General features: G+C 67.1%; 19 protein-coding genes. 15 read left to right on the top strand and 4 right to left on the bottom strand.

The genetic code is table 11. The features are described 5' to 3' along the window. Positions 1 to 19: 19 nt before the first annotated feature. A complete protein-coding gene (locus tag UAJ10_RS08170; protein ID WP_322914893.1) occupies positions 20 to 1,012 on the bottom strand; it encodes a LysR family transcriptional regulator in 993 nt (330 codons plus the stop codon). Positions 1,013 to 1,336: 324 nt separating this feature from the next. Between UAJ10_RS08170 and UAJ10_RS08165 the strand changes: the two genes are divergently transcribed. The 8 genes from UAJ10_RS08165 to UAJ10_RS08130 all read left to right on the top strand — a co-directional run bounded on the left by UAJ10_RS08165 (position 1,337) and on the right by UAJ10_RS08130 (position 8,208). Continuing rightward, on the top strand, positions 1,337 to 1,915 hold the full coding sequence (locus UAJ10_RS08165) for a TetR/AcrR family transcriptional regulator (RefSeq protein ID WP_322914892.1): 579 nt from the start codon (positions 1,337 to 1,339) through the stop codon (positions 1,913 to 1,915). Between the two features lie 93 nt (positions 1,916 to 2,008). Next, positions 2,009 to 2,752, top strand: coding sequence for a 3-oxoacyl-ACP reductase family protein (locus UAJ10_RS08160; RefSeq protein ID WP_322914891.1), 744 nt, complete (start codon positions 2,009 to 2,011; stop codon positions 2,750 to 2,752). 225 nt (positions 2,753 to 2,977) lie between these two features. Further along, positions 2,978 to 4,441 (top strand): catalase, encoded by a 1,464-nt coding sequence (locus tag UAJ10_RS08155; protein WP_322914890.1) that lies wholly within the window; start codon positions 2,978 to 2,980, stop codon positions 4,439 to 4,441. Between the two features lie 316 nt (positions 4,442 to 4,757). Further along, complete coding sequence (locus UAJ10_RS08150; RefSeq protein ID WP_322914889.1) at positions 4,758 to 5,288, top strand: inclusion body family protein; 531 nt, start codon at positions 4,758 to 4,760, stop codon at positions 5,286 to 5,288. 104 nt (positions 5,289 to 5,392) lie between these two features. Then, positions 5,393 to 5,935 (top strand): AidA/PixA family protein, encoded by a 543-nt coding sequence (locus tag UAJ10_RS08145; protein WP_322914888.1) that lies wholly within the window; start codon positions 5,393 to 5,395, stop codon positions 5,933 to 5,935. A 112-nt stretch (positions 5,936 to 6,047) separates the two neighbouring features. Beyond that, the gene (locus UAJ10_RS08140) at positions 6,048 to 7,427 is read left to right on the top strand and encodes a serine hydrolase domain-containing protein (RefSeq protein ID WP_322914887.1); all 1,380 of its coding nucleotides are present in this window, start codon (positions 6,048 to 6,050) and stop codon (positions 7,425 to 7,427) included. Between the two features lie 149 nt (positions 7,428 to 7,576). Next, positions 7,577 to 7,825, top strand: a complete 249-nt coding sequence (locus UAJ10_RS08135; protein ID WP_322914886.1) for a type II toxin-antitoxin system Phd/YefM family antitoxin — start codon at positions 7,577 to 7,579, stop codon at positions 7,823 to 7,825. Beyond that, on the top strand, positions 7,822 to 8,208 hold the full coding sequence (locus UAJ10_RS08130) for a type II toxin-antitoxin system VapC family toxin (RefSeq protein ID WP_322914885.1): 387 nt from the start codon (positions 7,822 to 7,824) through the stop codon (positions 8,206 to 8,208). The genes UAJ10_RS08135 and UAJ10_RS08130 overlap by 4 nt, the downstream gene beginning before the upstream one ends. Before the next feature lie 14 nt (positions 8,209 to 8,222). Here UAJ10_RS08130 and UAJ10_RS08125 read toward each other — a convergent pair whose 3' ends face one another. Together UAJ10_RS08125 and UAJ10_RS08120 are read right to left on the bottom strand one after the other, a co-directional pair. Next, positions 8,223 to 8,801, bottom strand: coding sequence for an NUDIX domain-containing protein (locus UAJ10_RS08125; protein ID WP_322914884.1), 579 nt, complete (start codon positions 8,799 to 8,801; stop codon positions 8,223 to 8,225). A gap of 123 nt (positions 8,802 to 8,924) precedes the next feature. After that, positions 8,925 to 9,509: a chorismate mutase gene (locus tag UAJ10_RS08120; RefSeq protein ID WP_322914883.1), complete on the bottom strand. Its 585-nt coding sequence runs from the start codon at positions 9,507 to 9,509 to the stop codon at positions 8,925 to 8,927. Between the two features lie 287 nt (positions 9,510 to 9,796). On the opposite strand from UAJ10_RS08120, the gene UAJ10_RS08115 reads away from it, so the two are divergent. From UAJ10_RS08115 to UAJ10_RS08105, 3 genes are all read left to right on the top strand, one after another. After that, the gene (locus UAJ10_RS08115) at positions 9,797 to 10,237 is read left to right on the top strand and encodes a host attachment family protein (RefSeq protein ID WP_322914882.1); all 441 of its coding nucleotides are present in this window, start codon (positions 9,797 to 9,799) and stop codon (positions 10,235 to 10,237) included. A gap of 82 nt (positions 10,238 to 10,319) precedes the next feature. Then, positions 10,320 to 11,240: an ROK family protein gene (locus UAJ10_RS08110; protein ID WP_322914881.1), complete on the top strand. Its 921-nt coding sequence runs from the start codon at positions 10,320 to 10,322 to the stop codon at positions 11,238 to 11,240. Positions 11,241 to 11,300: 60 nt separating this feature from the next. Then, positions 11,301 to 12,398 (top strand): LacI family DNA-binding transcriptional regulator, encoded by a 1,098-nt coding sequence (locus UAJ10_RS08105; RefSeq protein WP_322914880.1) that lies wholly within the window; start codon positions 11,301 to 11,303, stop codon positions 12,396 to 12,398. Here UAJ10_RS08105 and UAJ10_RS08100 read toward each other — a convergent pair. After that, positions 12,367 to 13,968 carry a sodium:solute symporter gene (locus tag UAJ10_RS08100; RefSeq protein WP_322914879.1) on the bottom strand — a complete coding sequence of 534 codons (1,602 nt, stop codon included), beginning with the start codon at positions 13,966 to 13,968 and terminating at the stop codon, positions 12,367 to 12,369. The two genes, UAJ10_RS08105 and UAJ10_RS08100, sit on opposite strands and share 32 nt — an antisense overlap. 339 nt (positions 13,969 to 14,307) lie before the next feature. Here UAJ10_RS08100 and UAJ10_RS08095 point away from each other — a divergent pair, with 339 nt between their 5' ends. The 4 genes from UAJ10_RS08095 to UAJ10_RS08080 all read left to right on the top strand — a co-directional run bounded on the left by UAJ10_RS08095 (position 14,308) and on the right by UAJ10_RS08080 (position 23,130). Then, positions 14,308 to 16,788, top strand: coding sequence for a TonB-dependent receptor (locus UAJ10_RS08095; RefSeq protein ID WP_322914878.1), 2,481 nt, complete (start codon positions 14,308 to 14,310; stop codon positions 16,786 to 16,788). Positions 16,789 to 16,930: 142 nt separating this feature from the next. Next, positions 16,931 to 18,787 carry an alpha-amylase family glycosyl hydrolase gene (locus UAJ10_RS08090; protein WP_322914877.1) on the top strand — a complete coding sequence of 619 codons (1,857 nt, stop codon included), beginning with the start codon at positions 16,931 to 16,933 and terminating at the stop codon, positions 18,785 to 18,787. Continuing rightward, positions 18,784 to 19,704 carry an ROK family protein gene (locus tag UAJ10_RS08085; protein ID WP_322914876.1) on the top strand — a complete coding sequence of 307 codons (921 nt, stop codon included), beginning with the start codon at positions 18,784 to 18,786 and terminating at the stop codon, positions 19,702 to 19,704. Before UAJ10_RS08090 ends, UAJ10_RS08085 begins: the two co-directional genes overlap by 4 nt. Before the next feature lie 354 nt (positions 19,705 to 20,058). After that, positions 20,059 to 23,130: a TonB-dependent receptor domain-containing protein gene (locus UAJ10_RS08080; protein WP_322914875.1), complete on the top strand. Its 3,072-nt coding sequence runs from the start codon at positions 20,059 to 20,061 to the stop codon at positions 23,128 to 23,130. The last annotated feature ends 48 nt before the right edge of the window (positions 23,131 to 23,178 follow it).

The raw sequence follows: 23,178 nt of genomic DNA, 5'->3' as shown, positions 1-23,178 counted from the left end.
CACCGGCGGCGTGACAGGCTCAGGCGACGGCCTCCAACCCCACGCGGCGCTCGGCCCGACCGTGGACGGCCGCCATCGGCGCGGTGACGGGGGCGCCCGTCTGATAGCCGCCGCACTGGCCCCAGCGGTGCACCTGCTGTTCCAGCAGCGACAGGGCCAGCGTGGCGGCATGGGGCAGCTGGCGCCCCAGGCGGGTCACCAAATCGACGGTGGTGGTGTCGGCCTCGACATCGCAGAGCGGGGTCGCCACCAGGCAGCCGTCCTCAAGATCGGCCAGCACGGCGGCACGCGGCAGGATGGTGGCGGCGCGGCCGCTGAGCGCCATTTCCCGCATGGTGTGGACGGAATTGGTGGTGATGGTGGCGCGCAGCCAGACCTGGTGGCGCATTTCCGCCGCCGACAGCAGCTGCCGGATGCGGGTGTCGCGCGGCGACAGGCAGAGATCGTGGGCGGACAGGTCCTGCAGGGTCACCGCCCCGCGCTTGGCCACGGCATGGTCGGGACGGCTGACCACCATCAGCGGCTGGCGGGCGGAGGTGCGGATCCGCACCTTGGGATCGCTGGGAACCTGGGCGCCGATGGCGATGTGCACCTCGTCATCCACCACCATGCGCACCAGTTCGGCGGTGGAGACGGTGTGCAGCGCCAGTTCGACGCCGGGATAGCGACTCTGGAAGGTCTCCAGCACGCCCTGGACGGCCTGGACGGTACAGCCCTCGCCCACCGCCAGTTCCACCGTGCCCATGCGCATGCCGCGCAACGCCTCCAGCCGGGCGGTGAAGGCCTCACGGTCGGCCATCTGCGCCTGGTAATAGTCGAACACCATTTGCCCGGCGGTGGTCAGCTTGACCGACCGCCGGCCCGTCTCCAGCAAGGGCATGCCCATGGCCGCCTCCAGCTGGGCGATCTGGCGACTGACGGAGGACACCGCCACGTTCATCTTCTGGCTGGCCGCCCGCATCGACCCGTGGATGGCGGTGGCGTAGAAGTACTTCATCGCAACGTCTGACATCTCGCGTCCCTCATCTCTGTTCCGGGCCGGCAGTCGGCAAACCGCGGGGCCCAGGTCTGGTGATCACAAGGGGGATGCCAGAGGTCCACGACGGACCCCAACCAGGCGGCGGCTCAGCCCCCATTCGCCTTGCAGTGTATGTGCGCCAACCGCACCACTATTGTCCGGACCTGCACCAATTTGGCGTTAAGCCTTGTTAAATGTTGCAGGGCGGCACTTTTTGCGGCGGCCAATATCGCTTCACATCCAGGGGCTTAGAAGAATCGTGCGGCTTTTTGTCGATTAATTCTGGACAGATCAGTCCGGAATCGCTATCTGAGGGTCATGGCAAGACCCAAGGAATTCGACGGCGAGGTGGCGCTGGCCGCCGCCATCGCCCTTTTCTCCCAGCACGGCTTCGAGGGCACCTCGACCGAGGCGCTGCTGCGCGCCATGAAGATCAGCCGGCAGAGCCTGTACGATACCTTCGGCGACAAGCGGCAGCTCTATCTCGCGGCCCTGCGCCGCTACAACGAGGAGAACGTGGCCGGTATCGTCCGCGCCCTGACGGCGGCGCCCACACCGCTGACGGGGGTGGAGTACGCCTTCATGGCCTTCATCGCCAAGGCGGTGGCATCCGGTCACCCCAGCTGCCTGGGCGTCAGCGCCGTGTGCGAGTTCGGCCGGGCGGACGCGGAGGTCGCGGCCATCGGCGACGCCTCCGCCCATACCCTGGCCCACGCCCTGGAAACCCAGCTGATCGCCGCCCAGGCGGCGGGCGAAATGGCGACGGACGTGGACGTGCCCACGGCCGCCGCCTTTCTGGGCGCCACCCTGGCCGGGCTGAAGGTGTCGGCCCGGGCCGGCGCCGGCGCCGACACGCTGCGGGGGGTGGCCCGCCTGGCGCTGAAGAGCCTGAAGTGACCCCTTATACTCCTTGAGCGCCATGAGGCCCCAAGAAGCGCATTCACCCTGATTTTAGACTGTTACATCTGTAACGAATTGGAGATGGACATCATGACCCTTCCCTTCGGCGGAAAGATCGCCCTGGTCACCGGCGGCTCGCGCGGCATCGGCGCCGCCATCGTCCGCCGCCTGGCCCATGACGGCGCCACCGTGGCCTTCACCTACGCCTCGTCCGAGGCGCCGGCCACGGCCCTGGTGGATGAGATCAAGGCGGCGGGCGGCCGCGCCCTGGCCATCCGCGCCGACAGCGCCGACGTGATCGCCCTGCGCCAGGCGGTGGATGAGGTGGCGCAGCTGCATGGCCGGCTGGACATCCTGATCAACAACGCCGGCCTGCTGACCCATGGCCCGGTGGACGACTACCCGCTGGAAACCTTCGACCGCATGGTGGCGGTCAACGTCCGCGCGGCCTTCGCGGCGGTGCAGGCGGCCCTGCCCCACATGGGCAAGGGCGGACGGGTCATCACCACCGGCAGCGTGGCGGCTGATCGCACCGCCTTTCCCGGCGCCTCGGTCTACAGCATGACCAAGGGGGCGGTGGCGTCCATGACCCGGGGCATGGCCATCGACCTGGCCCCCCGGGGCATTACCGTGAACGCCATCCAGCCGGGCCCCACCGCCACCGACATGGTGCCCACCGACCCGGCCGTGCTGACCCGCCTGATGACGCTGATGCCCATCGGCCGCCTGGGCCAGGACAGCGAGATCGCCAGCCTGGTGGCCTATCTGGCGGGGCCGGAGGCGGGCTTCATCACCGGCGCCTGCCTGACCATCGACGGCGGGTACACCGCGTGATGCCAGCGGCGTGAGGTTCATGCCGCCCTGGGGGAAACCGAGGACGAGCCAGGCCGGCGGATGCTGGCCCCCGCAGCCATGGGCCGGCGTCCGGTGATGCACCGGGCGCAACAAGGGCGGGGCGGGTTGTGAATGAAACCATCCCGCCCTTCGCTGCCAAATCCGGCGTCAACGCACCGGGCCAAACCCGGGGCCTTTCCCACGCCTTCATGGAGCCCGCATCCCATGTCCGACACGACGAAGCCCCCCATGACGCATGCCACCGGCGCGCCGGTGGTGGACAATGTGAACATCCAGACCGCCGGACCGCGCGGCCCCGCCCTGCTGCAGGACATCTGGCTGATCGAAAAGCTGGCCCACTTCGATCGCGAGGTGATCCCCGAGCGGCGCATGCATGCCAAGGGCAGCGGCGCCCACGGCACCTTCACCGTCACGCAGGACGTCAGCCGTTACACCAAGGCCAAGATCTTTTCCGAGGTGGGCAAGCAGACGCCCCTGTTCGTCCGCTTCTCCACCGTGGCTGGCGAGCGCGGCGCCGCGGACGCGGAGCGCGACATCCGCGGCTTCGCCGTGAAGTTCTATACCGAGGAAGGCAACTGGGACATCGTGGGCAACAACACGCCCGTGTTCTTCTTCCGCGACCCGCTGCGCTTCCCCGACCTGAACCACGCCGTGAAGCGGGACCCGCGGACCGGCATGCGCAGCGCCAACAACAACTGGGACTTCTGGACCCTGCTGCCCGAGGCGCTGCACCAGGTCACCATCGTCATGAGCGAGCGCGGCATTCCGCGCAGCTATCGCCATATGCACGGCTTCGGCAGCCACACCTTCAGCCTGATCAACGCGGCCAATGAGCGGCATTGGGTGAAGTTCCACTTCACCTGCCAGCAGGGCATCGAGAACCTGACGGACGCGGAGTCCGAGGCCGTCATCGGCAAGGACCGCGAAAGCCACCAGCGCGACCTGTTCGGCGCCATCGAGGCCGGCGATTTCCCGCGCTGGACCCTGTCCATCCAGGTCATGACCGAAGCCCAGGCCAACGCGCACAAGCACAACCCCTTCGACCTGACCAAGACCTGGCCCAAGGCGGACTTCCCCCTGATCGAGGTCGGGGTGATGGAACTGAACCGCAACCCGGACAACGTCTTCGCCGAGGTGGAGCAGGCGGCCTTCTCCCCGGCCAACATCGTGCCCGGCATCGGCTTCTCCCCCGACAAGATGCTGCAGGCCCGGCTGTTCTCCTACGGGGACGCGCAGCGCTATCGCCTGGGCGTGAACTTCAACCACATCCCGGTGAACGCGCCCAAGTGCCCGTTCCACAGCTATCACCGCGATGGTGCCATGCGTACCGACGGCAACCAGGGCGGCACGCTGCACTACTACCCCAACAGCTATGGCGAATGGACGGACCATCCCGACTTCGCGGAGCCGCCCCTGCCGCTGGAGGGGACGGCCACCCATTGGGACCATCGCGTGGACGACGACCATTGGGAGCAGCCGGGCATCCTGTTCCGCAAGATGAACCCGGCGCAGCAGAAGCTGCTGTTCGAGAACACCGCCCGGTCCCTGAGTGGGGCGGAGGCGGCCATTCAGGAGCGGCACATCGCCAACTGCACCAAGGCGGACCCGGCCTATGGCGAGGGCGTGGCCCAGGCCCTGCTGGCGCTGGCGGTGCAGGGCGCCGGCTAAGCCGCTGCCAGGGTCCGGCTGCGGGCCGCCATCCCCAAGTCGCCATACGACGCCCGGCCTGAATGCAAGGGGCGGCTCCGTTCACAACGGGGCCGCCCCTTTGGTCATTTCCGGCCCACTCGACAGCCCATATTCAAGCCTGCCAACTGTGTGGTCACTTACCCGTAATGGTAGAGTTACCACTAATTATTTGTGCCTACAGATTGCCGATTCCTTGGGGCGGTGTTATCTCTGCCTGGCTCCCCCAATACGTGCATTGCCGTATTGAATGACAATTTAATGTCGAGGGGAGCCCACCCACCCGAGGAGACGCGCCATGAGCAAATTCATCGACATCGAAATCGTGATCGATACCGTCACCCTGCTGGCCACCTACCCCAACCCCAGCAAGAACGCCAATGCCCCGACCGGCATCGCCCACAACTTTTCGTATATGATCGCCCAGAGCGCCTTCGTGCGCAGCGGTCAGGCCACGGGCGATTTGAACATCAACGCCCTGGTCAACGACACCATCCGCTGGCGGTCCCTGTCGCTGTCCGGCAACAGCGATCAGTCCGTCGTCCTCTACGACATCCGTCAGTTTTCCGGCACCCAGGTCACCGGCACCATCACCGCCATCGAGTCCAACCCCTATGAGCCGAAGCCGACGCTGGTCGACGGCAAGAACACCAACCCGCCCACCTTCACCACGATCACCGATCTCGACTATTACCTGCAAACCACGGTCATCAACCACGGGACCGAGAACTACCAGGTCTACTTCTACCTGACCCAGCCCAACTCCAGCACCGGTCAGCCCGAGCTGGTGGGCTACTTCTACTGGGATCCGACCATCACGGTGGCTTGACCGTTTAAGGTCGTGGGCGGCCACGGCCGCCTTGGGCCCGCGCGGGGAGACCAGCGCGGGCCCTACCTTCCCCATGGATAACCCGTTCAGGGAGCGCCATTCCCATGGTTGCCGTCATCAACCTCGGCTTCGTCGTCGACACGGCCAGCGTGCTGGCGGCCTGTCCCAATCCCAGCCAAGATGCCACGGCCCCCACGCCGGTGCCGGGTAGCCTTTGCTTTTTGATCGCGCCCCCGTCGCAGGCGCGCGCCGGCCTGGCATCGGCCAACTTGCGCCTGGCCGCGCGGCACCTTCCTCTACTGCGCTGGCAGGGGGTTTCCCTGTCGGGCAATACGGGGCAAGGGGTTATCATTTATGGTTTGGCGCGCGTGGCTGGTAGCAAGGGCCACACGGGTCAACTGGAGACCGCCGTGGCGCGCGTCGTGACACAGCAAGTCCCGCTGCCCTGTCTGGTCGACGGCACCAACACCGACCCGCCCACCTTCACCGGCGCACCATTCAGCGTCTACATTCTGGAAACGCCGGTAAGCCATGTCGGGATGCAGCCGATCGAAGTGCGCTTTTATCTCACCACAACAGATACCTACGACGGACAGCCCGCCTTGCTAGGTTATTTCCAATGGCACGCGACATTGACGGTGCATTGAAAAACGCCACCATTTTTCCATAGGGTGACGCCGTTGAACCGAGCAAGGCCGGTTCCGCATCGGACCAGGTAGTGACAAGATGGCCGCCGCCGCCGTCAATCCTGGGAAATCGATGCGCCCTCTGCTTGTCTCCCTTTTCATAGGCAACCTGTTCCTGGCCGGCGCTGCCGCCGGCGCGGATCTCGCCCCCGCCGTGACCGCCAAGATCGATGCGGCGGTGACGCAGGCGCTGGCGGACAGCGGCACGCCGGCAGCCTCCATCGCCGTGGTACAGGACGGCGCCATCGTCTATGCCCACGCCTACGGCCAGGCGCGGCGGGAGCCGGCGGTGGCGGCGACGCCGGCGCAGCGCTTCGCCATCGGGTCCGTCTCCAAGCAATTCACGGCCGCCGCCCTGATGGTGCTGGTGGAGGATGGCGCGCTGTCGCTGGACGACACGGTGGGCAAGTTCATCCCCAACCTGACCGACGGGGACCGCATCACCATCCGCCAGGTGCTGAGCCACACGGCCGGCTACCGGGATTTCTGGCCGCAGGACTACGTCCCCGCCATGATGGAAAAGCCCATCTCGGCCGATGGCATCTTCGACCGCTGGGCCCGGGTGTCGCTGGATTTCCAGCCGGGTGAGGCCTGGCAGTACTCCAACACCGGCTTCACCATCGCCGCGCGCATCGTGGAAAAGGCGTCGGGCCAGCCCTTCTTCACCTTCCTCAGCAATCGGGTGCTGAAGCCCTTGGGCCTGGATGCCGCCGACATCGACCAGGGGCCGCTGGGGCCCAAGGACGCCGCCGGTTATACCCGCTATGCCCTGGGCCAGCCGCGTCCAGCGCCCAAGGAGGCGCCGGGTTGGCTGGTCGGGGCCGCCCAACTGGCCCTGACGCCGCGGGATCTGGCCCGCTGGGACATCGCGTTGATGCAGCGGAAACTGCTGAGGCCGGAAAGCTGGCGCGCCATGGAAACGAGCGTGCGCCTGAACAACGGCCAGGACACGCGCTATGGCCTGGGCCTGACGGTCACCAGCGACGGCGCCGCCCGCCTGCTGCGCCACGGTGGCGAAGTCTCGGGCTTCCTGGCGGAGAACCGGGTATGGCCGGATCTGGGCATGGCCATCGTCGTGCTGGTCAACAGCGATTACGGCGACCCGGCCGGCATCGCCCAGAAGATCGGCGCCCTCCTGCCGCTATCGACCCAACCCAGCGCCGAGGAGACCGCGACCGCCCGCGCTTTCCTGGAGGGCCTGGCCCAAGGACGGGCCGACGCCAACCACCTGACGGCCAACGGCGCCGCCTATTTCACCCCGGCGGCCCTGGCCGACTATGCCGCGACCTTGGGCCCGCTGGGGGCGGTGAAAGACGTGAAGCCCATCGCCCGCCGTTTGCGGGGCGGCTTTACCGAAGAGATTTACCAGGCCAGCTTCGCCAGCCGCGGCGTGCGCATCGTCGCCCGGGCGGATACCGGGCGGTATGAGCAGTTCCTGGTCTATGTCGACTAACCAGCATCCCACCAGCTGCCGTTGAAGCCGGAATGGGCATTGAGTTAAACTAAGTCGACTTAGTTTAGAGCGGGTCACCTAAGGGCGGAAATCGCCTGCAGGGATGAATTCGCTCGCGGACAGACTGAGCTATAGCCCGGAGCTTTACCATGCGGACAGTCAATATCCACGAAGCCAAAACCCATCTGTCCCGCTTGGTCGATCGCGCCGCCCAAGGGGAAACGTTCATTATCGCCAAAGCCGGCAAACCCTTGGTGAAGGTGGTCGCGCTGGGGGAAACGGAATCTCGCCAGCCCCGTCGCCTGGGCTTCCTCGCGGGACAATTCCAAATTCCGAGCGACTTCGACCGAATGGGCAGTGGCGATATCGCTGATCTTTTCGCCGGCGACACGCCGTGAAGCTGCTGCTCGACACCCACCTTCTTCTGTGGGCGGCCAGTGAGCCATATCGTTTGTCGGTGGAGGTCCGCATCCTGTTGGAGGATCTGAGCCAGGAATGCCTGTTCAGTGTCGCCAGCGTGTGGGAGGTGGCGATCAAGCGGAGCCTGGGGCGCGCGGATTTCCAGGTTGATCCGCGCCTGCTGCGGCACGGACTTCTGGACAACGGCTACGAGGAATTGCCCATCACCGGCACTCATGCGCTGGCTGTCCAGACCCTGCCCGCCCTGCACCGGGATCCCTTCGACCGTATTCTGATCGCCCAATCACAAGCGGAAGGAATTCCGCTCCTGACGGCCGATCCGATCGTGGCGCGATATGGCGGCTTGGTCAGGCAGGTCTGACCAGGCATCCCGCCTTATCCCACCAGCCCGTTCAGCTTGGCGTACTGCAGCATCATGATGGTCTTGGCGTCCACGATGCGGCCGTCGGCCACCATGGCCAGCGCCTCATCCAGGGTGGGTTCCAACACCTCGATGTCCTCGCCTTCCGCCACCAGGCCGCCACCGGCGCCGATACGGTCGGCTGCGCTGTACGGGGCGACGAAGAAGGTCAGGCGCTCGGTGACCGAGCCGGGGCTCATGAAGGCCTCGAACACCTTGCGCGCCTCACCGATGCGGCAGCCGGCCTCCTCCTCCGCCTCACGACGGATGGTTTCCTCGGGCGAGGTGTCGTCCAGCAGGCCGGCCACAGCCTCGATCATCGGGGTGGTGTAGCCTGTGACGTAGGCGGCGTAGCGGAACTGGCGGATCAACAGCACGGTGCCGCGAACCGGATCATAGGGCAGGATGACGGCGCCGTGTCCCCGGTCATAAACCTCGCGCGTCATGGTCTGCCAGTCACCATCGCGCCGGTGATAGTCGAAGGTGACGCTGCGCAGTTCGGACCAGCCCTTGGATAGGAGACGGTCCTCACGGACGCGAATGCGGTCTTTCATCGGGATGCGCTTTCATACGGGCCGCGACAGAGAGGCCGGGTCGATGGGACAATCATTCTGTCCCAAGACCGGTCCCGCCCGCATCCCCGGGGGGCGAACCCCACCTGCGCCCTGCACGCAAGGCTAGCCGCCGCACACCCCGACCATGGCGCGGTCCAACGCGATGGCGTCCAGCGTGCCCGCCGCCAGTTGGCGACGATAGAGATAGTCGTTCACCGCCGCCGCCACCTCCGCCCGGCAGGTCTTGCGGGCGCGCAAGGGGGCCACCCCCGGCAGGGCGGCCATCAGCGCCTTTTGCACGGTGTCCAATTGCGGGCGCACGTCCCGCACCAGATCAATGGGCGCGTGGTCCGGCGCCGCCCCGCTGCGCGCCCAATCCGCGATCAGACCGTATTGCACCAGCTTGTTGGCCTCGATCTGCGCGCGGAAGACGCTGGCCACCCAGATGCGCTCCAGCCCCTGGCCTTCGCCCTGGGAGACGGCGCTCATGATCACCACCGCCTCGCGTCCGCCATCCTCCACCGCGGCACCACTGTCCCACTTCGACAATGCCACCTGGTGGGCCAACGCCAGTCGATCAGCCGAGGCCTCGACCACGGCGCGCAAGCTGTCAGCCGCGTCCGCCGGCGGCGCGGCCCTTCCCGGCGCAGCCATGCCGACAGTGGCCAGACCCAGGGCGACACAGGCCAGAAGACGCCAGCGAACCATCAGCGACCATCCGTTCCGGTAAAGCAACGATTTACGTGGGCCGGTACTCCACCACTTCCGCCCAAGCCGACACCGGCCAGTGGGAACGGAAGGCGGCGGTCGTTGGACGCGACGGTCATGGTCCCTCTCAAGGCTTGGCGGCTCTCCCACCTAAGACTGGCGTGGGGACGGGTGCGGAGACAAGCGGAATCCCGGACCTTGAGGAACCTTTCCCATGGTCCGTCGTTGCCTGACAGGCGTTACCCGCAAGCCCGGGTAACGGCGCACCGACTGGGAGGGATTGGATTATGGATGGTATTGTGGTCGCCCGGCACAGCTGGATCGTGACATGCGACGGCGCGAAGATGCTGGTCCTGCGTAACGATGGCGACGCCCAAGCCCTGAACCTGACCGTCCAGCACACGGAGACGCGGCCGACCACGCCCACCCGCGAGCTGGGCACCGACAAGCCCGGCCGCTTCGGCATGGGCACCGTGCGCAGCGCCACGGAGGAAACCGACTGGCAGGACCAGGCGGAGGCGGAATTCCTGGCCCACGTGGCCCGGCATCTGGACGGCATGGTGCAGACCGGCACCATCGGCCGCATGGTGCTGGCCGCCCCGCCGCGCGCCCTGGGCATCCTGCGCAAGCACCTGACCCCGGCGACCCGCGACGTCATCGTGGCGGAGGTGGCCAGGGACCTGACCAACCTGCCGGTGCCGGACATCCAGCGATTGTTGGTCGCGTAACCATCAGGCCGGACGATTGCCACCGTTGTCAGACGGCCCCGCCCTTGGCAGGATGCCCGCCTCAAACGCGGGGAGGCAGGGCATGAGGCGCATTGGCGCGGTGGAACTGGGCGGCACCAAGGCCGTCGTGGGCGCGGCCGTCATGGACGGCACCGCCCGGCCCCACTCCATCGAGACTGTCCGCATCCCCACCACCACGCCGGAGGAGACGCTGACGCGGTGCGCGGAGACGCTGCGCGCGCTGGCCGGTCGCATGGGCGGCCTGGACGCCGTGGGCGTCGCCAGCTTCGGGCCCCTGCAGTTGGACCCCAACCGCCCGGAATACGGTGCCATCACCCGCACGCCCAAGCCGGGGTGGGCCGGCGCGCCGGTGCGCGACAACCTGGCCAACGCGCTTGGACACTTGAAGGAGGGGGGTGTCCCCGTCGCGATCGACACCGACGTCAATGGCGCCGCCCTGGGCGAGGGCCGCTGGGGCGCGGCGCGGGGCCTGGACAGCCATGTCTACGTGACCGTGGGCACCGGCATTGGCGTGGGCGTCGTGGTGGGCGGCCGCCCGCAGCACGGCCTGGTGCACCCGGAGGGTGGCCACCTGCTGGTGCGCCGCGACCCGGCCCGCGACGCTTACGGCGGCCATTGCCCCTATCACGGCGATTGCCTGGAGGGTCTCGCCTGCGGCCCGGCCATCGAGGCGCGCGTGGGCCGGCCGGCCACGGAGCTGGCCGACGACCATCCCGTCTGGGACCTGGTGGGCGACTATCTGGGCCAGATGGCGGCCAACCTGCTGTTCGCCCTGTCGCCCCAGCGCATCGTCATCGGCGGGGGCGTCGGCGGGCGCCCCGGCCTGTTGGACCGCGTCCGCCATCATGCCGAACGCCACATCGGCGGCTACATCGACCACCCCGCGCTGACCGAGGGGTTGGCCGACTTCATCGTGCCGCCAGGCCTGGGGGCCGAGGCGGGCCTGGCCGGCGCCTTGGCCCTGGGGTGGGATGCGCCGTGACCATCGGCAATCCAGATCCGCTGTTGTATGGTCCGCTGGTTGAACTGTCAGGATCGGGACATGGCTGATAAGCCGGCGGCGACGGCCGCGACACAGGAAAGCCAGGCCAGGGCCAAGATGGGCGCGGTCAAGATGGACGACATCGCCCGCATGGCGGGTGTTTCCAAATCGACCGTATCACGCGCCCTGTCCGGAAGCCCGCTGGTGAATGAGGAGACGCGGGCCCGCATCCAGGCCCTGGTCGAGTCCCACTCCTACCGGGTCGACACGCGGGCGCAGGGTTTGCGCAAGGGGCACACACACACCATCGCCGTGGTCATCCCCCTGCTGCACGAACACGACCAGCCCATTTCCGACCCGTTCTTCCTGGAATTGCTGGGTCACATCGCCGACGCCGTGGCCGACCACGGCTATGATCTTCTGCTGTCCAAGATCGGCCCCGGCCGGACGAACGGCATGGCCGACCTGGTCGACACCGGGCGTGTGGATGGACTGATCGCCATCGGCCAGAGCACCGCCCACCTGGGGTTGGAGCGGCTGGCCGCCCGCGGCATGCCGCTGGTGGTCTGGGGCGCCCAACTGCCCGAGCAGCACTATGTGACCGTGGGATCCGATAACCTGGCGGGGGCGGAGCGCGCCGTGGCCCACCTGATCGCCCAAGGGCGGCGGCGCATCGTGTTCCTGGGCCAGCGGGCGGTGCCGGAAATCCGCCTGCGCCATGAGGGGTATGTCGCGGCCCTGACCGCCGCAGGCATCGCGCCGGACCCGGCGCTGGACGTGCCCACGCGCTTCGCCAGCGCCGCGGCGCTGACGGCGATGCGCAGCCTGATCTGCGGCGGCGCCTCCTTCGACGCGGTGTTCGCCTGTTCCGACGTCATCGCCATCAGCGCCATCCGCGCCCTGCAGGACCAGGGCCTGAAGGTGCCCGAGGATGTGGCCGTGGTCGGCTACGACGACATCCAGATGGCCGCCTTCTACAATCCCGCCCTGACCACCGTGCGCCAGGACACCGCCACCGGCGGCCGCCTGCTGGTGGATCTGTTGTTCGCGCAGATCGCCGGCCGCACCGCCCGCTCGGTCATGCTGCCGACAGAGCTGGTGGTGCGGGCCAGCAGCGGGGCCGGTCTCAGCGGAACCACCACACCAGGATCGCGGTGAGGCCCACCAGCCCCAGCGACAGCACGCGGTAGTTCGTCCACAGCGGCTGCCCCGCCAGGGTGGCCGTCTCCGCCCGGAAGACGGCCGGCGTCCATACCAGCGCCGCCCCCTCTTTCGATTGGCCGGCGCCCGGCTTGCCGTCGCCCGTGGCCAGGCTGACCACCACCAGGATGAGGGCGGAAGCCAGAACCAGCACGGGCGCCATCAGCAGGAAATGCGGGCCGCCATGGCCCAGCACCACGCAATAGACGAACAGGCCCAAACCCAGGGCCAGCCCGCCGGCGAAGGCGGCGAAGGCCCCCGTGGCGTTGGCCCGCGCCCAGAACAACCCCACCAGGAACAAGGCCACCACCGGCGGCACGGCGTAGGCCAGGATGGCCTGGAGGTATTGCCACAGCGAACCGAAGCGGGCGATCTGCGGCGCCCACAGCACGGCCAGCCCCATGAACGCCAAGGTGGCCAGGCGCCCGGTGGTCACCAGCCGCTTCTCCCCCAGGTGGGGCCAGCGCAGGCGCACGAAATCCATGGTGACCAGGGTGGAGGCGGAATTGAAGGTGGAGGCGGTGGCCGACATGATCGCCGCCAGGAAGCCCGCCACCACCAGGCCGACCACGCCGGCCGGCAGCAGCTTGAACACCAGCGAGGGGTAGACCAGGTCGCCGCGCGGCAAGCCCGGGAACAACAGCAGGGCGGCGGTGCCGGGCAGCACCATCAGGAACAGCACCGGCAGCTTCAAGAGCCCGGCGAACAGGCAGCCCCAGCGGCCGTGGTCGATGCTCTTGGCCGACAGCACGCGCTGCACCATGAACTGGTTGGTGCACCAGAAATAAAATCCGATGAGCGGCACGCCGGTGACCAGGCCCGTCCAGGGCAGCACCGGGTCGCTGGCCGGGCGGATGAGGCTCAACATCTCGGGCTTGGTGGCGGCCATCACCGCGTCCCAGCCGCCGGCCTGGCTGAAGGCCATGACGGCGATGACGGCGGCGGCCGTCAGCAGCAGCACCGCCTGGATGGTTTCCGTCACCATGACCGCCGCCAGGCCGCCGGCCGTGGTGTAGATGCCGGCCCCGAGCGCCAGCAGCAGCACGATGACGCCCATGGGCACGGCCGGAAAGGCCAGCTGGAACATCAACGCCCCGCCATACAGCGTCCCGGCCGTGTCCACGGCGATGTTCAGGAACAGGGTGAGCCCCGAGAACAGCAGGCGCGAACGCCGGTCGTAGCGCCGTTCCAGGAATTCCGGCGTGGTGTAGACGCCCGTCTTCAGCAGGAAGGGCAAGAGGAAGATGCAGAAGAACACCAGGACGATGCCGGCCATCCATTCATAGTCGAAGACGGCGATGCCGTGGTCGTAGGCGGCGCCCGCCAAGCCGATCAGCGTGGTGCTGGAGATGTTGGAGGCCAGCAGCGCCAGGCCGATGACGGGCCAGGTTTTGGATTTGTGGGCCAGGAAATAATCCGACGCCGTGCGCTGGCGCCGGCTGACCGCCAGGCCGATGGCGATGATGACCACGACATACACCAGGATGATTGCCACATCCCAGGACCCCAGCGGACTGCCGCCGTTCATCCCGTCCTCCCTCATATTTTGCTTGTCTTTCGGTTCCGGGCCAAACCCGGACTTGGCGCACCTTGACGCCGCCGCGGCCAAATTGCAATCGGTTGTATTTGTCGTAGCCGGTCGTGAGCGCACCTTAAGTCCATCCACAAAAGGAAACCGCCTGATATTGCTGGGTTTCCCTTGCCCCACTTTCTTATCCGGCGCGTTGACCACTTGGAAATTGCGCAAACTTGCGCAGAAACGGTATTGCAATCGGTTGCAGCGTGTGTTTGGGTAACGGCGTTCGAGGCGGCCGGGGAGGTCGCCCCCAAAACGACAATCAAAAAAGAACGAACGAGGGAGATCACCATGAAGCGCCGTTTGGCCCGCGCCCTGCTGTTGGGCGCCGCCGTCACCACCACGCCTGCCTTGTTCACCCCCGCCTTGGCGGCCGAAGATCCCACCCAGGGCCCGGCGCAGCAGGGGCTGGACCTGGATGACATCATCGTCACGGCCACCGCCCTGCCAATGTCGAAGTTCAACACCAGCGTCTCTGTCAGCACGCTGAATCCGGCCCAGATCGCCCAGTCCGCGCCCAGCAGCGCCGCCGACATCCTGCGCAACATCCCCGGCTTCCGGGCCGAGGCGTCGGGCGGCGAAGGCAACGCCAACATCGCCGTGCGCGGTCTGCCGGTGGCCTCGGGCGGCGCCAAGTTCCTGCAGTTGCAAGAAGACGGCCTGCCCGTCATGCAGTTCGGGGACATCGCCTTCGGTACCGCCGACACCTATCTGCGGGCCGACTACAACGTGGCGCGGGTGGAGGCCATCCGCGGCGGCTCCGCCTCCACCTTCGCCAGCAACGCGCCGGGCGGCGTCATCAACTTCGTCAGCGACACGGGCGAGAAGGAAGGCGGAGCCATCGGCTTGACCCGGGGCCTGGACTATAACGAGACGCGGGCCGACTTCGCCTATGGCGGCCCCATCGCACCCGGCTGGCGCTTCCATGTCGGCGGCTATTACCACACCGGCGAGGGCCCGCGTTCCGTCGGCTATGACGACGCCATGAACGGCGGCCAGGTGAAGGCCAACGTCACCCACGACATGGAAAAGGGCTTCATCCGCCTGGACTTCAAATACCTGAACGACCGCTCGCCCGTTTACCTGCCGGTACCGCTGGCCATTTCCGGCAGCGGCAACAACCCGCACATCTCCTCCTTGCCCGGGTTCGACGCGCTGAGCGGCGCTTTCCAGTCACCCTACTTCCGCAAGGATTTGGCGGTGGACGCCAACGGCAACCGGCTGACCACCAACATCGGCGACGGCTACCACCCGGTCAGCACCGCGTTCGGCGGCCAGGCCCAGTTCGAGGTGGCGCCCGGCTGGACGCTGGACGACAAGTTCCGCGTGGCCGACAACACCGGCGACTTCGTCGGCCCCTATCCGCAGGAGGTGGACCGCGCCTCCGTCCTGGCGACGGAGATCGGCGGCACCGGCGCCACGCTGCAATATGCGACGGGCCCCAACGCCGGCCAGACGGTCGGCGCCGCCAGCGTGGGCGGCAACGGGCTGGCGTCCCGCATCGCCCTGTTCAACGTCAAACTCAACGACCTGGGCACCTATACCAACGACCTGAAGGTCAGCAAGACGCTGGATGAATTGCCCCTGGGCAAGGGCACGGTCTCGTTCGGCTATTACAAGGCCCGCCAGAACATCGACATGGACTGGCACTGGAACACCTATCTGGAGACGGTCAACGGCAAGGACGCCGTGCTGCTGAACGTACTGAATTCCAGCGGCAAGGCCGTCACCTCCAACGGCCTGGTCGCCTATGGCGAGCCCTATTGGGGCAATTGCTGCGTGCGCAGCTATGACATGCACTATGACATCGACGCGCCCTACGCCGCCCTGAACTGGGCGTGGGACAAGCTGACGGTGGACGCCAGCCTGCGCTATGACTACGGCCACGCGTCCGGCACCTACGCCGGCCCCACCGGCACCACGTCCCTGGACGTGAACCAGGACGGCGTGTTGCAGGTGCCGGAGCTGACGGTGCCGGTGGTCAACCAGTCGGCGGCCAGCCCGGTGAATTACGACTGGCACTACATCTCCTATTCCATCGGCGCCAACTACGAGATCGATCACGACCTGGCCTTGTTCGTGCGCTACAGCGAAGGCGGGCGCGCCAACGCCGACCGCCTGGCCTTCGGCTCCATCAACCCCGACGGTTCCACCGCCTACCAGAACGCGGTGAACAAGGTGAAGCAGGCCGAGGGCGGCGTGAAGTGGCGGTCGGACATCGGCGTCAGCGTCTTCCTCACCGGCTTCTACGCCAATACCGAGGAGGCCAACCAGGACGTGACCTCGCTGACCCAGCGCTTCATCTCCCGCGTCTATGACGCGGAGGGGGCGGAGCTGGAGGCCAGCTACCGCTATGGCGCCTTCCAGCTGGACGCGGGCGTCACCTACACCCATTCCCGCATCACAAAGGATGAGATCACCCCCAGCGACGTGGGCAACGTGCCCCAGCGCCAGGCCGATTTCGTCTACCAGATCACCCCGTCCTATGTGGGCAACGATTACAGCGTGGGCGTGAACATCATCGGCACCACCGACAGCTACGCCGACCCCACCAACAAGCTGGTGATGCCCGGGTACGCCCAGGTCAACCTGTTCGCCACCTACAACCTGACCAACGACATCGTCTGGTCGTTCTCCGCCAACAACCTGTTCAACACCCTGGGCCTGACGGAGGTGGACGGCACCACCGATGCCTTGCCCAGCAACGGCATCCTGCTGGCGCGGTCCATCAACGGCCGCACCTTCAAGACCGGCGTCAAATACAGCTTCTGACCCTGTGCCGGCTGGCGGGCCCCACTTTCCTCCCCAGTGGGACCGCCTGTCGCGGGACCGCCCGTCGTGGGACCGCCCGTCGCGGGCACCCCTCCCGCCAGCCGGCTTTTTTTGACATGGATCCTCCTGGGACTTTCACGGCATGACCTCTTCCGTCTTCAGCCGGGCCACGGGCCTGCATGATCGCCTCGACCGGCATTGGCTGGTGGCCGACGCCCTGCTGCGGCGCCTGTACGGCGAGGTCCCGGCGCTGGAGGGCTGGCTGAGCCAGGTTCGTGAGGCCGTGATCCGGGCGGCGCGCAACCGGACGGCGGCTCTGGCCGACCTGGACGCGCGACGGCAGGCGGAGACCGACTGGTTCCAGCGTCCGAACCAGCTGGGCTATTGCTTCTACGTCGACCGCTTCGCCGGCACGCTCGCCGGGGTGCGGCGGCGGCTGGACTATCTGGCGGAACTGGGCGTGACCTACCTCCACCCCCTGCCCCTGCTGGCCATGCAGTCCGGCGATAACGACGGCGGCTTCGCCGTCGCCGACTATCGCTCCGTGGAACCCCGCCTGGGCACGGCGGAGGATTTGAGGGCGCTGGCCGAGGATGCCCACCAGGCCGGCATGGCCCTGTGCCTGGACGTGGTGTGCAACCATACCGCCCGCGACCATGCCTGGGCCCAGGCCGCGCGGGCGGGCGATCCCGTCTATCGCGCCTATTACCACGTGCTGGACAGCGCGGACGAGGTCGCCGCCTATGAGGCCACGCTGGGCCAGGTCTTCCCCAAGACGGCGCCGGGCAATTTCACCCCCGAACCGTCGCTGGCCCGCGATGGCGGCGGCGCCTGGGTGTGGACCACCTTCTACCCCTACCAATGGGACCTGAATTACGCCAACCCGGCCGTGTTCCTGGAAATGCTGGATGTGCTGCTGCACCTGGCCAACCAGGGCGTGGACGTCTTCCGCCTGGACAGCACACCCTTCCTGTGGAAGGCGCCGGGCACGTCCTGCCGGGGGTTGCCGCAGACCCACTGGATCGTGCAGGCCTGGCGGGCGCTGCTGGCCATCGCGGCGCCGGGTGTGCTGCTGAAGGGCGAGGCCATCGTCGACCCGGACGACGTGGTGTCCTTCTTCGGCCGGGACGAGGCCACCGGGCGGCCGGCCGCCAACGAATGCCACCTGGCCTACAACAACGGCATGATGACGGCCCTGTGGCTGGCCCAAGCCACCGGCGACGCGACCCCCGCCCATGCCCTGCTGGATCGGCTGGCCGGGCGGCCGCGGCAGGCGGCCTGGATCACCTACGTCCGCTGCCATGACGACATCATCTGGGACGCGCTGGCCGCCCTGATACCGGCGGAAACGCTGCACCGGGTTTCCGCCTTCTATGCCGGCGCCCTGCCGGGCAGCTACGCCATGGGCGCCGCCTTCCAGGCGGACGGCGGCGGCGCGCCCAGCACCAACGGCATGGCGGCCTCGCTGGTGGGCTTGCGGCCGGAGGGGCGCCCCGGCGAAGCGGACACGGACGCCGCCCTGGCCCGCTTGCTGCAGCTGTACCAGGTGACCCTGGCCCTGGATGGCCTGCCGGTGCTGTACATGGGGGATGAGATCGCGCTGACCAACGCGCCATTGGCCAGCGTCCCCGCCGGCGAAGGCCGCTGGCTGCATCGGCCCGCCATGGATTGGGATCGCGCCGCCCTGCGCGGCGGCGACACCGCCGCGGGCAGGTGCCATGCGGCCCTGCGCCGGCTGATCCAGGTCCGCGCCGGCTTGCCCGCCTTGCACGGCGCGGAACCGGCGCGTCCCCTGACCGGCTTGCCCAGCGGGGTGCTGGGCTTCGAGCGCGTCGGCACCCGCCCGCTGCTGTGCCTGGCCAACCTGACGAGCGGGACGGTCACGCTATCGCTGCCGATCGGGCCCGCCGGCCGGGATGTGGTGGCGGAAGAAGACACCGACCTGGCGGCCCTGTCCCTCGGTCCATGGCAGGCGCGCTGGATCGAGGTCCGGCCATGAGGCGCATCGGGGCGGTGGAACTGGGCGGCACCAAGGCCGTCGTGGGCGCGGCCGTCATGGACGGCGGCACCCGGCCCCAATCCATCGAAACCGTCCGCATCCCCACCACCACGCCGGAGGAGACGCTGACGCGCTGCGTCGAGACGCTGCACGCGTTGGGCGGGCGCATGGGCGGCCTGGACGCCGTGGGGGTGGCCAGCTTTGGGCCCCTGCAATTGGACCCCAACCGCCCGGACTACGGTGCCATCACCCGCACGCCCAAGCCGGGGTGGACCGGCGCGCCGGTGCGCTACCAACTGGCCAACGCGCTTGGACACTTGAAGGAGGGGGGTGTCCCCGTCGCGATCGACACCGACGTCAACGGCGCCGCCCTGGGCGAGGGCCGCTGGGGGGCGGCGCGGGGCCTGGACAGCCATGTCTACGTGACCGTGGGCACCGGCATCGGCGTGGGCGTCGTGGTGGGCGGGCGCCCGCAGCATGGCCTGGTGCACCCGGAGGGTGGCCACCTGCTGGTGCGCCGCGACCCGGCCCGCGACGCTTACGGCGGCCATTGCCCCTATCATGGCGACTGCCTGGAGGGTCTCGCCTGCGGCCCCGCCATCGAGGCGCGCGTGGGCCGGCCGGCCACGGAGCTGGCCGACGACCATCCCGTCTGGGACCTGGTGGGCGACTATCTGGGCCAGATGGCGGCCAACCTGCTGTTCGTCCTGTCGCCCCAGCGCATCGTCATCGGCGGGGGCGTCGGCGGGCGCCCCGGCCTGTTGGACCGCGTCCGCCATCATGCCGAACGCCACATCGGCGGCTACATCGACCACCCCGCGCTGACCGGAGGCCTGACAGGCTTCATCGTGCCGCCGGGCCTGGGCGTCGACGCGGGCCTGGCCGGCGCCTTGGCGCTGGGGTGGGACGCGGCGTGAAACCGGCCCTGTCTGAGTCGCGTCCTGGGTGATCACTCCTCGGCGCATTGCCCGGGCGGGCATCCTACGCCCGTAATCGGATACACCAAATGACCACGCCGATAGGTTGAGCCGATTTAACCCGAACGGGAGATGGTGCGGTCCTATCGCCGCACCAGAAAGTTATAAAATTATATCGGCCGTGTTGCATTCTTGCGACGTTCGTCATGAACATTAACAGTCGAGCAATAAAACAGGATTGACCCTGACCATTTGGTCAACCTCCCATTGGTGCCATAACGGGCATCAAAAACAACGGGGGCAACTATGGGCCGGTCTACCCAATCGTCGCATTTTTCCCAAAAAATCAATCCCTTGCGCTTCAGCTTAATGGTTGGTGCCGCCATCGGCGCCATGGGAACGGCCGCCAGCGCCTGGGGCCAGCAGGCCGGCGAGGTAATTCCGGCGCCTGCGGCACAGGCGCAAGTGGCGCAAACGGCTCCGCAGACGGACGACACCACCGCCAGCAACGGCGCTCAGCAATCCTCCCTCAACGAAATCGTCGTGACGGGTTCCCGCATCAAGCGCGCCAATTTCGACACCATGCAGCCAGCGGAAGTCCTAGGCTCAGACGAGATCGCCAAGCGCGGCTTCACCAATCTGGGCACAGCGCTGCAAGAGCTGCCGGCCTTCAGCGTGCCGGGTAACAGCACCATCGGCAGCCAGGGTTCGTTCAGCGCGGGCCAGACCTTCGCCAACATGTACAATCTGGGGTCCCAGCGCACCCTGGCCCTGGTGAACGGCCGCCGCTTCGTCTCTCCGGCCACCTCGTCCATCTTCGGCCCCGTGGCCGGCAGCCCGGTGGACCTCTCGTCCATCCCTGTCGCCCTGATCGACCGCACGGAAGTGGTGGCGGTGGGCGGCGCGCCCACCTACGGTTCCGACGCCATCGCCGGCACCATCAACATCATCCTGAAGAAGGATTTCCAGGGCGTCGACGTCAACGTGCAGAGCGGCTTGTCGGAGTACGGCGACGCCGCCGACTACAACGCCTCGGTCGTCTTCGGGCAGAATTTCAACAACGGTCGCGGCAACATCACCGTGGCCGCCCAGTACGACAAGCAGAACGGCCTGACCACGGAAGACCGCAAGAGCATCACCGGCGGCGCCAATAACTTCTTCGGCAGCGCCACCAAGGGCCACACCTACACCCAGCAACTGTATTCCGGCGGCGAGCACTACAACGTGTTCACCAACACCGGCATGCCCATGGTGGACGACAGTGTTCCCATCTCCCGGGGCCAGCCAGCCTACGCCATCACCAACGACGCCGGTCAAGCTCTGTTCTTCGGCCCCAACGGCCAGTTGACGCCCTTCATCAACGGCCAGCTGACCGGCAGCTCTCTCTACCAGGCGGGCGGCAGCGGCTTCCCCATCGCCGACTTCGCCAACCTGGAAACACAGAGTAATCGGGAACAGGTCACGGCGCTGGGTCATTACGACATCACCGACCATCTGCGCTTCAACGGCGAGCTGTGGTATGGCCGCTCGCGGGCGCAGAACCTCCGCGACCAGCCCTATTACAACACCGCCCTGTTCGGTAACGCGGGCGACCCCAATGGCAACCTGGTCCTGAGCACGGACAATCCCTATCTGAGCGCCGCCGACCGCGCGACCATCATCAGTAACCTGAACGCTTATGGTGGGGATCCCAGCACCTTCTATATGGCCCGCGCCAACACCGATCTAGCCACCGGCGCCTTCCAGAGCACGACCACCACCTACCGCGTGGTCGCGGGCCTGGAAGGTGACTTCGATGCGCTGAACCGCACCTTCAACTGGGAAATCACTGGCAACTACGGCCATGCGGAAACCGATACCGAAGCCCGCGAACTGGTGACCCAGAACTTCTTCAACGCCATCAATGCGGTGCGGGACGGAAACGGCAACATCACCTGCGCCCCCGGCTACACCAACGCCGCCATCGCCACCCTCAGCAGCACCTGCGCGCCGCTGAACATCTTCGGTATCAACCAGGCCAGCCAGGCGGCGATCGACTACGTCACCGCCATCGCCAAGCCCAAGCAGAACAATGCCCAGTACGATGTTGTGGCCGACATCAACGGCAACATCGTCAAGCTGCCGGCCGGCGACGCCAAGTTCTCGCTGGGATATGAATATCGTCGTGAAACGACGGACTTCGATCCCGGCGCCTTCTATTACGGCCAGCCCAACGGCGACGGTACCCGGACGCAGTTCGGCAACAGCATCCCCATCGATCCGGTGGCCGGCGAATACCATACCAACGAAGGCTTCGGCGAAGTGGACATTCCGGTGGTGGCGCCGGACATGAATCTGCCGCTGATCTATAACCTGGAACTGCAGGGGGCGGCCCGTTTCGTCGACAACAGCCAGACGGGCACCTTCTGGTCCTATACCGGCGGCGGCACCTATCAGCCCATCCGCGACATCACCCTGCGCGGCAACTACACCCGGTCCTTCCGCGCGCCGGCCATCACCGAGGCCTTTAGCCCCACGGGCCAGATCTTCGACACCGCCGACGATCCCTGCGATGCCCGCTACATCAAAGGCGGGCCCAACCCGGCCGCGCGCGCCGCCAACTGCGCGGCCGCCGGCATCACCCAACCCTTCACCTCCAACATCGTGGACTTCACCATCCCGGGCACCAGCTCCGGTAACCCGCACCTGCAGAATGAAATCGCCGACAGCTGGACGGTGGGCACAGTGCTGCGCCCCCGGTTCGTTCCCGGCCTGACCCTGTCCGGTGATTACATCAGCATCGACATCACCAATGAGATCGCGCAACTGAGCGCCACTGATCTGCTGGACGCTTGTTATGACGGCGCCCCTGGCAATTCCTTCTGCAGCACCTTCGTCCGCGACAATACCGGGCAGGTGACATCGGTGGCCGAGGGCTACTACAACGCCGCCATTGAAAGCTTCAAAGCCTTCCAGGCCGTGCTGGACTACCCCTTCGCCCTTAGCGACTTGGGCCTGCCGGAGAACTATGGCGCCATCGACTTCAGCGTCAACTACCTGCACACCTTCAGTCACTATTACAAGGTGGGTACCGGCGACAAGCAGTACACGGTCGGCGGCGTGCAGGAGCCGCGCAACAACTTCACCGCCAACGTCAACTACAAGAATGGCGGCTTTGACTTCCTGTGGCAGACCCAGTACTACAGCGAAACCCGCATCAGCGTGAATACGCCGCTGTCCAACTACCAGTACCCGATCATGGACCCGTACGTGATGTTCAACGCCTCGGCGGGGTATGAGTTCGACGGCGGCTACCGCGTCCGCTTCATGGTGGACAACGTGCTGAACACCAAACTGCCGTTCCCGGAAGCGGGCTACAGCACCAACCGTTACTTCAGCGCCATCCTGGGCCGGTACTTCCGCCTCAGCGCCGGTGCGAAGTTCTAAGCCTCTGGAAAAGAAGCCCGCCCCCGGCTTTGCGCCCGGGGGCGGGCC

Origin of the sequence: Nitrospirillum guaranorum, assembly GCF_034653275.1 — a bacterium.
In the GTDB taxonomy this organism is placed as follows: Bacteria; Pseudomonadota; Alphaproteobacteria; order Azospirillales; family Azospirillaceae; genus Nitrospirillum.
Note: the sequence above shows the minus strand (reverse complement) of the source record. Positions and strands in the feature narration are given on the sequence as shown.